This window comes from Acidobacteriota bacterium (genome assembly GCA_030697165.1).
GTDB lineage: Bacteria > Acidobacteriota > Vicinamibacteria > Vicinamibacterales > UBA2999 > 12-FULL-67-14b.
Map to the genome: position 1 here is coordinate 423,607 of JAUYQQ010000022.1, position 13,762 is coordinate 437,368.

The 13,762-nt window shown below is 66.5% G+C and carries 14 protein-coding genes; 4 read left to right on the forward strand and 10 right to left on the reverse strand.

Features of this window, described 5'->3' with window-relative positions:
- Window positions 1-13: 13 nt before the first annotated feature.
- A complete protein-coding gene (locus Q8T13_21500; GenBank protein ID MDP3720346.1) occupies window positions 14-970 on the forward strand; it encodes a hypothetical protein in 957 nt (318 codons plus the stop codon).
- On the opposite strand, the gene secD is transcribed toward Q8T13_21500, so the two are convergent.
- Both secD and Q8T13_21510 read right to left on the reverse strand, forming a co-directional pair.
- Window positions 898-3,225 carry a protein translocase subunit SecD gene (secD, locus tag Q8T13_21505; GenBank protein MDP3720347.1) on the reverse strand — a complete coding sequence of 776 codons (2,328 nt, stop codon included), beginning with the start codon at window positions 3,223-3,225 and terminating at the stop codon, window positions 898-900. The genes Q8T13_21500 and secD overlap by 73 nt on opposite strands.
- An 88-nt stretch (window positions 3,226-3,313) precedes the next feature.
- Window positions 3,314-3,718, reverse strand: a complete 405-nt coding sequence (locus Q8T13_21510; GenBank protein MDP3720348.1) for a hypothetical protein — start codon at window positions 3,716-3,718, stop codon at window positions 3,314-3,316.
- A 57-nt stretch (window positions 3,719-3,775) separates the two neighbouring features.
- Here Q8T13_21510 and Q8T13_21515 point away from each other — a divergent pair, with 57 nt between their 5' ends.
- Window positions 3,776-5,518 (forward strand): amidohydrolase, encoded by a 1,743-nt coding sequence (locus Q8T13_21515; GenBank protein ID MDP3720349.1) that lies wholly within the window; start codon window positions 3,776-3,778, stop codon window positions 5,516-5,518.
- 825 nt (window positions 5,519-6,343) lie between these two features.
- A complete protein-coding gene (locus Q8T13_21520; GenBank protein MDP3720350.1) occupies window positions 6,344-6,529 on the forward strand; it encodes a hypothetical protein in 186 nt (61 codons plus the stop codon).
- A 6-nt stretch (window positions 6,530-6,535) separates the two neighbouring features.
- Here the strand turns inward: Q8T13_21520 and Q8T13_21525 are convergent, their stop codons facing one another.
- Both Q8T13_21525 and Q8T13_21530 read right to left on the reverse strand, forming a co-directional pair.
- Window positions 6,536-6,955, reverse strand: coding sequence for a chromate transporter (locus tag Q8T13_21525; GenBank protein ID MDP3720351.1), 420 nt, complete (start codon window positions 6,953-6,955; stop codon window positions 6,536-6,538).
- Complete coding sequence (locus tag Q8T13_21530) at window positions 6,952-7,506, reverse strand: chromate transporter (protein MDP3720352.1); 555 nt, start codon at window positions 7,504-7,506, stop codon at window positions 6,952-6,954. Before Q8T13_21530 ends, Q8T13_21525 begins: the two co-directional genes overlap by 4 nt.
- A 75-nt stretch (window positions 7,507-7,581) precedes the next feature.
- On the opposite strand from Q8T13_21530, the gene Q8T13_21535 reads away from it, so the two are divergent.
- Window positions 7,582-7,779: a hypothetical protein gene (locus Q8T13_21535; protein MDP3720353.1), complete on the forward strand. Its 198-nt coding sequence runs from the start codon at window positions 7,582-7,584 to the stop codon at window positions 7,777-7,779.
- Here Q8T13_21535 and Q8T13_21540 read toward each other — a convergent pair.
- From Q8T13_21540 to Q8T13_21565, 6 genes are all read right to left on the reverse strand, one after another.
- Window positions 7,776-8,519 (reverse strand): sulfite exporter TauE/SafE family protein, encoded by a 744-nt coding sequence (locus Q8T13_21540; GenBank protein ID MDP3720354.1) that lies wholly within the window; start codon window positions 8,517-8,519, stop codon window positions 7,776-7,778. The genes Q8T13_21535 and Q8T13_21540 overlap by 4 nt on opposite strands.
- Window positions 8,520-8,712: 193 nt before the next feature.
- Window positions 8,713-10,044, reverse strand: a complete 1,332-nt coding sequence (locus Q8T13_21545) for a TldD/PmbA family protein (GenBank protein MDP3720355.1) — start codon at window positions 10,042-10,044, stop codon at window positions 8,713-8,715.
- Window positions 10,044-11,606, reverse strand: a complete 1,563-nt coding sequence (locus Q8T13_21550; protein ID MDP3720356.1) for a TldD/PmbA family protein — start codon at window positions 11,604-11,606, stop codon at window positions 10,044-10,046. The genes Q8T13_21545 and Q8T13_21550 overlap by 1 nt, the downstream gene beginning before the upstream one ends.
- A gap of 32 nt (window positions 11,607-11,638) precedes the next feature.
- A complete protein-coding gene (locus tag Q8T13_21555) occupies window positions 11,639-12,064 on the reverse strand; it encodes a type II toxin-antitoxin system VapC family toxin (protein MDP3720357.1) in 426 nt (141 codons plus the stop codon).
- A gap of 4 nt (window positions 12,065-12,068) precedes the next feature.
- Window positions 12,069-12,314, reverse strand: coding sequence for a hypothetical protein (locus Q8T13_21560; protein MDP3720358.1), 246 nt, complete (start codon window positions 12,312-12,314; stop codon window positions 12,069-12,071).
- 39 nt (window positions 12,315-12,353) lie between these two features.
- On the reverse strand, window positions 12,354-13,538 hold the full coding sequence (locus tag Q8T13_21565) for an epoxide hydrolase (GenBank protein ID MDP3720359.1): 1,185 nt from the start codon (window positions 13,536-13,538) through the stop codon (window positions 12,354-12,356).
- Window positions 13,539-13,762 lie beyond the last annotated feature (224 nt).

Here is a 13,762-nt window from a genome sequence, read left to right on the forward strand (position 1 = left end):
TAGAATCGGTCCAATGACGTTCCTGCTTCGGTTGACGGCCCTCCTCGTGATCGCCCCTGTGCTGGTGGCGGGCCAGCGTGGCAACCTGGACCGGCGTCCGAACTTCGAGGGCATCTGGAACTCGGCCACTGCGACGCCGCTCGAGCGCCCGCGCGAGTTGAAGGACAAACCGTTCTTCACGGCTGAGGAGTCGGCCAAGTGGGAACGCGACTTCGCGCGGCGGAACGAGGAGCCGGCACCGGGCGCCAAGCGCACCGGCACCGGAACCTACAACACGTTCTACCGCGAGTTCGGGACCAGCGTCGTCAAGACGCGGCGAACCTCGATCATCACCGAACCGGCTGACGGCCGCATTCCTGCGCTCACGCCGGCAGCGGCCGAGGTCAAGCGCCGCAAGCTCGACGCACTAAAGCGGTTCGAGAACCCCGAAGATCTCGGCCTCCAGGATCGTTGCCTGTCGTTTCTCACCGCCGGGCCGCCCATGCTGCCGTACTCCTACAACAGCAACTACCAGATCGTGCAGACCGACGCCGCCGTGATGGTGCATGCGGAGATGATTCACGACGCGCGCATCATCCACGTCGATGGCCGCGGCCACCGGCCCTCCCGAATCCGCTCGACCATGGGCGACTCGATCGGGCGCTGGGAGGGCAACACCCTGGTCGTGGACACCACCAATTTCGACGATGGTGGTGGCTTCTACGGTGATGCCGGCGGCAACTTCGGCTGGGACCGCAACCTGCGCATCATCGAGCGCTTCAGCCTGTTTGACGCCGACACCCTGTTGTACCAGTTCGAGATCGACAACCCGACCGCGTTCACCCAACCCTGGAAAGGGGAGTTGACCATGACGCGATCGGGCGAGAGGATTTACGAATTCGCCTGCCACGAAGGCAACTACTCGCTCACCAACATGCTGCGCGGCTTCCGCGCCGTCGAACGCAAACCCGCCGGCCCGCGCGAACGCTGACTGAGCAGAATCGCGATCGCCGAGGCGATGAACACCGTTGAGTAGGTGCCGGCCACGATGCCCACGAGCATGGTGAACGCGAACCCCTGCAGCGCCTCACCCCCAAACACGTAGAGCGCCGCGACCGAGAGAAAGGTCGTGCCGGCCGTGATCACGGTCCTCGACAGGGTCTGGTTCACGCTCAGGTTGACGACCTCGTCGAGGGCCTGCGCCGGCTGCTGCCTGGCGTTCTCGCGCACGCGGTCGAAGATCACGATGGTGTCGTTGACCGAGTAGCCAATGATGGTCAAGAGCGCCGCGACCACGTTCAGCGTGAGGTCGTAGCCGGCCAGCGACAGGCAGGCGAGGGTGACCAGCACGTCGTGCAGGGTCGCGGCAATCGCGCCCACGGCAAACGCAAAGCGGAACCGGACGCCAATATAGAGTGCGATGGCGGCCAGCGAGGCCGCCACCGCGTAGACGCCGCGGCGCTGCAGGTCTTCGCCGATCATGGCGGTGACCAGGTCCCGTTTCTGGAAGGTGAACGCCGGCAGGCCCGCAGTGTCCAACGCCTCGCGGATCTGCTGGACCGTGGCTTCCAGCGCGCCCTCGCCAGACGAGGCCAGTGGCAATCGGATCATGAACTGCCGATCGGCCTCAGCGCCGTAGCGTTGCACGACCTCGTCGCCCGGCAAGGGCGCCACCGCCGCCCGCACCTGCTCCTCGGTCACGCCGTCTTGCGCGAACTCCACCACCGCCAGCGTCCCGCCGGTGAAGTCGATGCCGAGCGGGAGCCCCTTGGTGGCGACTGCCGCTCCGCCCGCGAGGACCAGCGCGAGTGAGAAGGCCACGGCATGCCAGCGCCACCGCGTGAAGTTGGCGCGGGTGTTGGCGAACAGTTGCGACGTGCCAATGCTCAGGCGGCCGCCACCTCGCTTATTGTGCAGCGCCACCTCGAACATCGTCCGCGACACGAACACCGCCGTGAACACGTTGGCCAGCAGGCCAATGGCCAGCGTGGTCGCGAAGCCGCGAATGGCGCTGGTGCCGAACTGGAACAGGAACGCCGCCGCGACGAGCGAGGTCACGTGCGTGTCAACCAGCGTGAGCCACACGCGCCTGAACGCCGCCCTGACGGCCGCCCGCGGGGCCTGCGACGCGGCCAGCTCCTCCTTGATCCGCTCGAAGATCAACACGTTCGAGTCCACGCCCATGCCAATGGTCAGGATCAACCCGGCGATCCCCGGCAGCGTGAGCGTGACCGGGATGTAGGCCATCAACGCCAGCAGGATCAGCAGGTTCAACCCCACCGACGTCAGCGCGTTGAGGCTGGCCAGGCGGTAATAGCCGAGCAGGAACACCAGGACGAGGCTCAATCCACCGAGCGAGGCCAGGACGCCGGCGCGAATGGAGGCGGCGCCGAGGCTGGCGCCAATGGTGCGCTCCTCGACGTACTCCAGGTCGGCCGGCAGCGCGCCCGAGTTCAGGTGGATCACCTGCTGGATCATGTCCTCGCGGCTGACGCCCGAGATCTGACCCTCGTCATCGATGCGCGACTCGATGGTCGCGACCGACGTCACGCGGTTGTCGAGCACCGTCGCGAGCGGCCGGTTGATGTGACCGGCCGTAAACTCCCCAAACCGCCGCGCCGCGTCGGGCTTGAGCGTGAAGCCCACCGCCGGCCGGTTGTTCTGATCGAGCGAATGCCTGGCGCTGCGCAGATCAATGCCCGAGACTGCTGGCACGCGGCGGACGATGTAGAAGAGCGTGGTGTCGGGCTCGCCTGGCTCCTCGAGCCCGGCGGTGCCGGGCAGCAGTTCCAGTTCCGATGGCAGCGCGTGGTTGAAGGCCAGCAGTGCCGCCTCGCGGGTGGCGAACGGTCCCTGCTCGACCAGCGTCAGGCGCAGCTGCGCGGTTGACTTGATGATCTGCTTGGCGCGATCGACATCCGACACGCCCGGCAACTCCACCAGGATCTGGTCGGCCGCGGTGTAGCGCTGGATCACCGGTTCGGCGACACCCAGTTCGTTGACCCGGCGCTCCACGGTGCGCAGGGCCTGCTCGACGATGTCGTCGGGCGTGACGCCGGCCTGCGGTTGCCGGGCCAGGGCCTCGTCGGCCTTGACGCGCAGCACCAGCTGCACGCCGCCGTTCAGGTCGAGACCGAGCTTGAGCGAGTTCTGGATCGGATAGACGGCCCAGAGTGAAAGAGCAATGACAGCAATGATGGTGAGCACGCGATTGCGCGTGCTCACGCCGAAACGAGACGTAGCCATAACGAATCCTCCTGTCCAAACGAAGACACCTGTAGTTGCTCGCCCTGAGCGAGGTCGAAGGGCGTGACCGCGAACTAACGGTGTCGGATCAGATCAGGAGCGGCGTATGGCGCAGGTAGTGCGGGACTGACGAGAGCGGGGGATCGGGCGAGCTGAAGGCGAGGACCGTGTCACTGGAGTGCGCCGCGCGCGTGGCCCCGAGCTCCACGTGTACCAGCGCTGACTTCCAGATGGATTCGGTGACGACGCCGATGGTGTGCTGCTGGGTGCGCCACTTGAGGTCGGCCTGGCTGGGGCCGTCCGGATCGGCCGTCGCTGAGGTCCGGCTTCCACCTTCGTCAAGGCTACGGTGGACATGAAAGCCGGACGCTACATTGGTCCGGCTAAAGCCGGACGCCACATCTGGGGACGCCACATTCCCGACGCCGGACATCGCGGCAACCGTCCACAGCAGGGCGGACAGGCCGATCGCGAGGATGAGCAGGCGACGCACAAACCCATTCTGCCCGGTCCCGGTAGAACGGTCAAATGCGTATAGAATCGCCGCGTCATGATGCCCACTCGCCCGAGTCGCCGTCAGTTCATCAACGCCTCCAGTGCCGCCGTTGCCGCGATCGCGGGGGCGCCGGAATTGGCGGCCGCCGCCGAGGCCGCACAAGGAACACCGCAGGCCGTCAGCGGTGGATCCAGTCCGGACCTCATCGTCATCAACGCGACCGTCTACACCATGGACGCGCGCGCGCCGCGGGCCGAGGCGTTGGCGGTGTCGGGCGGCCGATTCGTGGCCGTCGGATCCACCGGCGACATCCGGAACCTGGCCGGCAGGAACACGCAGACCTTCGATGCGAAGGGCATGACCGTAGTTCCTGGGTTCATCGACTGCCATTGCCACCCGGTTGGCGAGACGTTGCTGAACGAAGTGCTGGTGGGCAATCCCTTCGAGGTCGAGTTTGTCAGCATCCGCAGCGTAATCGGCAAGCTGCGCGACCGCGCGGCGAAGACCCCGGCGGGAACGTGGGTGGAAGGGCACTTCTTCGACGACACCAAGGTCAGCGACAAGCGGCAGCTGACCATTCGCGACCTCGACGAAGTGTCAACGGAGCATCCGGTGATCGTGCGCCACCGCGGCGGCCACACCTATTTCTATAACAGCAAGGCCTTCGCGCTGGCCGGCGTCACCAAGGACACGCCCAACCCCATGGGCGGAACGTACGACAAGGACGCGGCCGGTAACTTGACCGGCCGGGTCACCGATCGCGCCTCGGCGCCCTTCAACAAGGTCGGGACGCGCCCAAGCTTCACGGCCGCGGAGCGCGAACAACGCGCCCGCGACGGCATGGCGCACATTTCACGGGAGTTCGCGCGCTACGGGCTGACCACCGTGCATCACCAGGGCGGCGACCTGCGGGCCATCCAGGACGTCCGCGCCCGGGGTGACCTTCGGCATCGTGTCAGTTATGAAACCGGCGGCCGGGCCCTCGAAGCGATGATCGAGGCCGGCATGCACAGCGGTTTCGGCGACGACTGGATCAAGTTCGGCGCCACCTCCGAACACACCGTCGATGGCTCCTTCTCGGAGCGGACGATGGCGTTGTCGACGCCGTATCCCGGCGTGACGCCGCCCTACCAGGGCAACGTCACCGAGACGCAGGACACCTTGAACGCCTGGGTCGAGCGGGTGCATCGCGCCGGCATCCAGGTGAACTGCCACGCCAACGGCGACGTGGCGATCGACATGTACCTGACGGCGATGGAGCGTGCCCTCGAGCTGCTGCCGCGGGCCAACGCGCGGCCGAAGATCACGCACTGCACCATGGTCAATCCGTCGCTCGTCGCGCGGATGAAGGCGATGGGCGCCGTGCCGGCCCTGTTCACGACCTACGCGTATTACAACCCGGACAAGTTCGTCTACTACGGCGAAGAGTTCATGAAGAACGCCATGGCGTTCCGCTCGCTGCTCGATGCCGGCATTTACGCGTGCGCCGGCTCCGACTTTTACCCGGGCCCGTTCGCGCCGCTGATGGGCATCCAGGGCATGGTCACGCGCAAGGGCTGGGACGGCAAGGTGTGGGGCGCCAACCAGCGCATCAGCGTCAGCGAGGCGATTGCGGTCAACACCTACAACGGCGCCTGGGCGTCAGGCGAAGAAGCGATCAAGGGCTCGATCACGGCCGGCAAGCTCGCGGACTACGTGGTGCTGGCCAACGACCCGCACACGGTCGATCCGGAGAAGATCAAGGACATCCAGATTGTGCGCACCGTCGTCGGCGGGCAGAATTCGCATCAGGCCTAATGCCGATTGTTACTTCGTGTCTCCGTAGGGCGCCCCTTTATGGGGTGCCGGCTGGACCAGTCGAATCCCGCCCGGATCGCCGGTCGTGACCGACACGGGAGTGACGCGGGAAACCGCATCTCGTTCGCCGGATTGCGGCACTCCTTGATACGCGCGATTCCGATTTGCGGCCTGGTCTGTGACGGAATCGCACGTGCAATCCGTCTCACTCGACGCGGTTTCGGCAACTTTGAACCGCGTCCCTCCAGTCGGTCCCGCCCGGCAATCCGGGCGGGATTCTCGATGGCTTGCTGTTCGCCTGTCCAGCGTGTCTAGCCAGGTCGTGGCTTACGATGTTTCCGGCGTGGCCTCGAACGGTCACCCCAGATCGTTGCGGTGTAGGCGTTAGTACTCTCAATCAAGAACAACTCCCGAAACGGAAGGTTGGGACGGGCGGCTTCGACCCTTCTGATCGCATCGTTCCACTCGGATTCGAGTGTGAGAGTGTTGGCGAAGCACTGCATGATTAAAACGGTACTCGCGGGATACTGTTTGGCCGCTCGCGGTAATCGGCGCGTGACCATCCCGAAGACCACCTGTGTTGCCGGGCGCGGCCGACTGGAGGGACGCGGTTGGGTGTCACCGAAATCGTGTCGAGTGAGACGGATTGCACGCGCGATTTCGATCATCGAAATCGCGCGTCTCAGTCCTTGGCGCCCCATAAAGGGGCGCCCTACGACAGCGCAATCCGGCGAACGAGGCGCGATTTCCCGCGTCCCGATTAGGATGGCGGCAACGCGTCCGCGCGTTGCCCGACATCCGCGGAGGTCGCGGCCGGCAATTCAGGTGGTCTTCGGGATTCCCTCCATCCTCAAGGTGATGGGCGACGCGATTGCGCGCAAGCTCGGTGACGCTCTGGTGGCGCCGATCGTGACGCTCGAACCCGGCCGGCCCGACGGCGACCGCGTCGCAGCCGGCAGCGTGTTCCTGTCGGCCGCGCTCGACGCCATCAACAAGGCAATGGGGAAATAGGCGCCTTTAGCCAGTCAACGCGACCCAGCGGGCGACCAGGTCGCGAACCAACGGCACACCGGCGGCAACGATTAGGACAGCGCTGGCGAGGATGAGTCCGTCAAGCGCGCCCCGGACTCGCGGGTGTCCGAGCATGCGGGAGGCAACACCCGCGAGGGGCAGGATCAAGATCGCGGGCGTCGCGAGCGCCAGCCAGCCCGCGATCGCGCCGGTCCACCCGGCCACCTCATACCCGACACAGACGATATACACGCCCATCGGGCCGGGGGTGGTTCGCGCCACCAGCACGGCGCGGTTCAGCTCGTCGTCCGATAGTACCTGCCGATGCACGACCAGGTCGGCACGGACGAGCGGGAGCGAGCCGAATCCGCTGAATGAGGCAAGGGTCGCCTTCAGCAGGATCAGGTAGAGCGTTACGGCGCTCATGCCGGCCTGGGCCAGAGCGCGCCGGCCGCCGCCGCGACCAGCAGGGTTGCGATCGGCGTCAGTCCGGCCACGACCGCAACGACGGCGGCCAACATGATGGCCGCCGACCGGCCGGCCATGGGCCATCGCAGGAAGGGCTTCGCCAGGTGCCAGGCACTGGACACGAGCAGGGCGACGGCGATAGTCATCGCGACCAGCACGGCCACCGCGAGTGACGGCGATGCCGCCAGCCACTCGTACGAGGCCCTGACGCCCAGGCTCAGAATGGATGAGGGCAGTGACGAGGCCAGCCACGCGACCAAGGCACCGGCCACGCCGCGCGTGAGCCACCCGATGCCGGTGCAGTAGGCGAGGAGATTGGTGCCTGGCGTCAGGCGCGACAGCGCGAAGATCCGGCGATGGTCCTCATCGGTGATCCAGCCCCGTTTCGTCAGCGACCGGCGCAGCACTTCGGAGGTGGCCGTGCCGCCGCCGAAGGTCAAGTTGCTGTCGCGCGTGATGACGACAGCCAGAGAACTCAGCGTGGGTGTCTGCGCAGGCGTGTCGGGCATCCGGCTCAGCATCCCGGCTGCGGTTGCGCCCGGTCAAACGGTTTAGCGAAACATACGAACTAGAATTGCCTACCAATGCCGCCTCCGCGATCCCGCCCGGTCAAACTGCCGATGCTCGAACTTCGCGTCAAGTATTGGTTTGAAGTCGATGGCCGGTTCGTCATGGGCGAGGGCGGCATCGAATTGCTGCGCGCGATTCGCACGCGTGGGCCCCTGGCCCGGGCGCACCGCGCGACCGGCCGCCTGCGCCAGGGCCGCGGCGGGTCACGCTAGCCGATCATGGTCCGCAGCGACGATGTCAGCATCAGTAGCCCGGCCAGGAGCAACAGCCACAGCACCCCGCGCTTGAAGGCCACCGGGCTCATGCCGATGTAGACCTTCGAACCGTAGATCGAGGGGATGACGAGCGAGCCGGCGACGACGCCCATCTGCGGCAAGAGGCCGGTGTGGGCGCGGCCCGACCACACGAGGGATGCGAAGGTCGCCGCGAGCACGATCAGGTTGAAGTTCTGCAACACGGCGCGATGCGCGTCCTTGGTGTAGCCGCGCAGCGTGCACCACAGTGCCGGCGCGAGGCCGCTGAAGCCGCTGAGCGGCGCCATCACGCCGCCAAGCAGGCCGACAAAGGCGTCGGCCAGGCGGCCGCCCCTCTTGAAATGGGGCAGGTTGTCGGTGGCCAGCATCGCCGAGCAGCACACCACCAGCAGCGAGCCGAGCACGAGCTTGAAGCGATTGGCGTCGAGCATCGGCAGAATCCGGGTGCCAATCGGGATGCCGATGGCGCTGCCCAGTACGAAGGGCCACAACAAATCGAGATGCCAGCCGCGCCGGACCCGAATGACGGAGATGATCTGGCCGGTGAGGCCGCCGAACACCGCCATCACCGCGGCCAGCGCCGGGTCCACGCCCCACACCCAGATCGCCATGGCGACCATCGCGAAGGCGAATCCAGAGATGCCCTGCACCAGGCCCCCCACCGCCGCGCCAAACGCCAACCACGCGATCTCGTTCATCCCACTACCAATCCCTGGTGACACTCGAACAATCTGAAATGCGTATGAAGCGGATGCTAACTCGGCCGCTGGAAGATGGTGATTTTATTCCGGATCCGTCACCAGCAGCTAGATCTAAGGAGTTAAAGAGCCCTAACTCTTTATCTCCTGACCTCCTGTAAAACGGGCGGCGCGCCGACAGCCTCCACCGGTGTTAGATCGCATCTGAAATCGAGGTAAACGCGAACCCTGACAGCTTCAGCGCCGGCACCATCAGCGGCGATCGCCGTTCCGGCGCGCCGATCGCCTCGACATTCCACGGCGCCAGCATGGCCAGCACGCTCTGGTTGAAGCGCAGGTTGCGCACGGGATACTGAATACGACCCTTCTCGACCCACCACAGGCCGTCGCGCGTCAGGCCGGTCAGCATGATGGAGCGGCCGTCGATTTGGCGCACGTACCAGAAGCGCGACACCAGCAGCCCGCGCGCCATGCTTTTGATCATGTCGTCGATCGAGGTGGGCGCCTGCGTGCTCTCGAGGATGTAGTTGACCGGGCCGGGCGTCGCGCCGCGCTTCTTCTCCTGCGCCCAGAATGGCGAGTACACAAGATTCTCGACCACGCCCGCCTTGATGAGCGACACGCGCGTGGCGGGCGTCCCGTCGCCTGTGCTGGGCGCCGCCGGCATGTCGGGATGCATCGGATCGCTGTAGAGATTCAGCCGCTCGCTGAACATGGCCTCGCCGAGCCGCGTCTTGCCGTCCTTGCCGGAAAACGCGCTGCGGCCCTCGTCGGCCGTGCGCGCGTCAAAGGCGTTGGTCAGCGAGCCGACAAGATCGGAGACCGCCTGCGGCTCGAGGATCACCGGATACACGCCGGGCTCGATTGGCTTCGGCTCGCGCGAACGCACGGCCTTGCCCACAGCCTGTTCGGCGATGTGCTGCGCGTTCAGCTTCGACAGGTCGAAGCTGTCGCCGGCGTAGTAGCCCGAGCCGGTGCCATCGGGCGTGCGGGCGGTGATGCTCAGCCCGCCTTCGCTGTTGCGGAAGTAGCGGCGGTTGCCGTTCGCTGTCGCCACGGCCGTGGCCGAGGCGCGGGCGGTGTGGAAGCCGGCGCCGGTGACCTTGGCGGTTCGGCACGCGGTCAACACACCGTCCAGTGCCTTGGCGCGCGCGGCGAGATCGGGATCCGCCGTGGCCGCGACAAACGCGCGGCTCTCGGCGTACTCGAGCACACCCGGCGTCGGCACGTACTCGCGGTGCACTGGCGAAACGCGGGCAATCTGCACCGCCTCATCCGCCAGCTTCTTGAGCGCATCCGCGCTGGCGTCGTTGCCGGTGGCGGCGCCGCGGCGGCGGCCCACCCACACCGTGGCCGTGATGCCGACATCCTCGGAGCGGCCGCTGGTCGTGATGCGGTTGTCGGCGAATCGCGCGTGCGATTCCACCGAACTCTGCGCCGAAACAATGGCGTCTTCAGCGCCGGCGGCCTTGGCGTGCGCCAGCACGGTTTCGCAGATCTTGAGGGCGTCTTCGCGGTTCAACATTACGCCGCTCCCGTGTTGAGGACGGTGACGTTCCTGAACCGTGCCGGTGGACAGCCGTGACTGACCGCGTTGGTCTGGCCGGGCTCGCCCTTGCCGTCGGCCGAGGTGCCCCATAGCCGGTAGGTCGCCGGTCCGCCCAGGCCATCACACGACGCCCAGAAGTCTGGCGTCCGCGATTGATACGCGGCATCGCGCAGCATCGGTCCCAGCTTGCCGTTGGTGATCTCGCGGATCACCGCGCCGCCGAACTGGAAGTTGTAGCGCTGCTGATCGATCGACGACACGCCGCGGCCGACGACGTAAATACCGCGCTTGATGTCGCTGAACAGATCCTCGAGCGTGACTTCGGTGGCGGCCGGCTCGAGCGACACGTTCGGCATGCGCTGGAACGGCACGCTCGACCAGTCGTCCGAGTGCAGGCAGCCGTGCGATTTCGTCTGGCCCACCAGCGGCGCCAGTTCCCTCGTCGTCTGCCAGTCCACGAACATGCCGTCGCGCACCAGGTGCCATCGTTCCGACGGCACCCCCTCATCGTCATAGCCGGTGGTGGCCAGGCCGCCGGGCTGCGTGCGATCGCCGACCAGGTTGACGATCTTCGAGCCGAAGCGAAGCTTGCCGGCGTCGCCCGGCTTGATGAAGCTGGTGCCGGCCATGTTGGCCTCGTAGCCGAGCACGCGATCGAGTTCGGTGGAGTGGCCGACCGACTCGTGGATGGCGAGGAACAACTGCGACGGGTCCACGACCACGTCGTAGCGGCCGGCCACGGCAGGCTTGGCCTTGAGCTTCTCGACCACCTCGTGGCCGGCCTGCACCGCGTCCTGCAGCCACGGATAGTCCTCGACGTATTCGTAGCCCATCAGCTTGGCGCGATCGACGACGGCGCGGGTCTGGAAGTCGCCGGCGGCGCGATCCGCGGCGGTGGTGGTGAACTGCGGATAGGTGCGCACCAGCCGCTGCGTGATCCGCGAGCCTTCGCTCGACGCGAAGTACTTCTGCTCGTCCACGAACTGCAACTGCGAGTTGATGAAGCTGACGCCCGGCACCGCGAGCGCCGCTTCGTTCAGCTTCATCAGGAACGCGGTCTTGGTTTCGAGCGGCACCTCGAACGGATCGCGCTTGATCTGGTTGGTCCACGTCGCCACCACCTTGTCGGCGTTGGCCAGCACCACCTTGCGCGTGGTCATCTGCGCGTTGGCCTTGGCAATGGCGACGGCCTGCTCGGCGGCCGCCCGTGCCGCGGCCGGATCGACGAGGTTCGTGGCGGCAAAGCCCCAGGTGCCATTCACCAGCACGCGCAGGCCGAGGCCGTAGCTGGTCGAGCGCGACACGTTCTGCACCTGCCGCTCGCGGGTCGCGATCGACTCGCGGCGATAGCGGTTGATGCGGATGTCGGCATACGACGCGCCGAGCGCCGCGGCGCGGGCCAGGGCCGCCTCGGCCGCTTCCGCCCGCCGGCTGTCGTCGGTCGCACCGGGCTGGAACGCGTCGGCCCACTCGGGCACCCAGGTGGCCGCGACCAGCGCGCTGCCAGTGGCAATGAATTGGCGTCGCGAGAATGACATGGGCGCGATTATACCCACGCCGCGCGGCTGGCCTATGCCGAGGGAATCTCAGCGACGGTCATGCCTCGACCGCGCGCCAGCGACAGCAGTTTGCGATCGGCGCTGGCCAGGAGCGCACCTTCACGTTCGGCCAGGGCGAGATAGACGCAGTCTGGCACTTTGTGGCCCAGCGTCAGCGCCAGATTAAGGGCGGATTGCACCACCGCCTCATCGTCAGCCAGTTCAATGACGCCGTCAGCGATCGCGTCGAGCGTGGCCGCCAGGGCCTCGGCAGCTTCCGCCGTGGTGAGCACGTCTTGTGCGCATTTCTGCCGCAACGCTGACGCCACCTCCACCACCATCAATCGTGGGGCGAGCCATCGACGGGGACCCTCGAAGACCCTCAGGCTCTCCGCGGTGCCGGCTTCCGGCACGACCAGTTTGACGGCTACTGATGCATCCAGCACCGCGACGGCCACCGGTTCACCCACGGCGATCGCGTTGCTTGCGGATCAGTCGTGTGCTGTCCAGGGACGGCGCCGAGGCTTTGTCGCCGATCGACTTGCGGATAGCTCTTGCGCGGCGAAGAAAGGCCTGCCGCTTGACCTCCACCGACGCGGCCAGGGTGCCGCGCACCTCTTCTTCGAGTGAGATGCCCTTGCGGCCCGCCCGTGCCCGCAGGGCATCGGCCACCTCGTCGCTCAGCTGTCGCACCTTGAGGTCGGCCATGGCCCAGCCTAGCACTGACCCCACATGGGGTCAAATTGATCAGCGCAACGTGGCGAAGAACGCGCGCACGTCGTCCACCAGCAGTTGCGGCTGCTCGAATGCCGCGAAGTGGCCGCCCCTGGGCATTTCAGTCCACCGGGTGATGTTGTAGCGCGCTTCGAGCCAGCGCCGCGGCGACCAGATGATCTCTTTCGGGAAGTCGGCGCACGCGGTCGGGACCTCGACGCGGCGGCCAGCGGTGGCCGACGGCGGGGCATGCCGGCTCTCGTAGTAGATGCGCGCGGATGACGCGGCGGTCTGCGTGAACCAGTACAGCGAGATGTTGGTCAGCAGTTCGTCCTTGGTGAACACCTTCTCGGGGTCGCCATCGCAGTCGCACCACGAGCGGAACTTCTCGACAATCCAGGCGGCCAGCCCGACGGGCGAGTCGTTGAGCGCGATGCCCAGCGTTTGTGGCTTCGTGCCCTGGATCTGCTGGTAACCCGTCTCTTCAGCCTGGAACAGCTGTCGCTGCTTCACGCGCTCGCGTTCGCGGTCGGTGAGCCCGGCATTGGGATCGGTGCCGGCCGGGGCCGCGCCGAAACACATGTTGAGGTGTAGGCCGGCCACGCGCGGCGCGTCCAGCAGGGCGATCTGCGTGCTGATGATCGACCCCCAATCGCCACCTTGCACGCCGTAGCGCGAGTAGCCCAGCCGCGCCATGAGCTTGGCCTCGAGCGCGGCAATGCGCGCCGGATCGTAGCCGGCCTCTTTCGGCGCCTGCGAGAACGCGAACCCCGGAATCGACGGCATCACCACGTGGAACGCGTCGGTGGCGGTGCCGCCATGCGCTTCCGGATCGGTGAGCGGCCCGATGATTTTCGTGAACTCGACAATCGATCCGGGCCAGCCGTGGGTGACGAGCAGCGGCAACGCGTTGGCATGCTTCGATCGGCGGTGAATGAAGTGGATCGTCAGGTCGTCGATGGTGGTGGTGAACTGCTCGAACTGGTTGAGCCTTCGCTCCTGCGCTCGCCAGTCGAACCGCGTCCGCCAATAGTCCACGAGCTGGCGCAAATAGCGGATGTCGGTGCCGTGCGTCCAACCGTCACCCTGCAGCGGCTCGGGAAGGCGCGGGTTGGCGAGCCGCGCTTTCAGATCGGTCAAGGCCGCGTCTGGAATGTGGATGGTGAACGGCCGCACCGCGTCGCCGGCGGCCGGTTGGGCGGCGGCCGCCTGCGGCAGCGCCAGCAGGGCGGCCGCGATGGCGAGCGCCGGAAAGAGACGAACTGGGGTTGGCACGGCCGGGATTGTACGCCGAGGGCCGCCTTTGATATCCGGCTAAAGCCGGATGCTACACCGGCAGGCTAAAGCCGGATGCTACATCGACGAGCTGAAGCCGGATGTCACATTGGCAGTCCGGCTCCCGCGATGTGTTAGATTCACGAGATTCCAGACCACCAATTGCA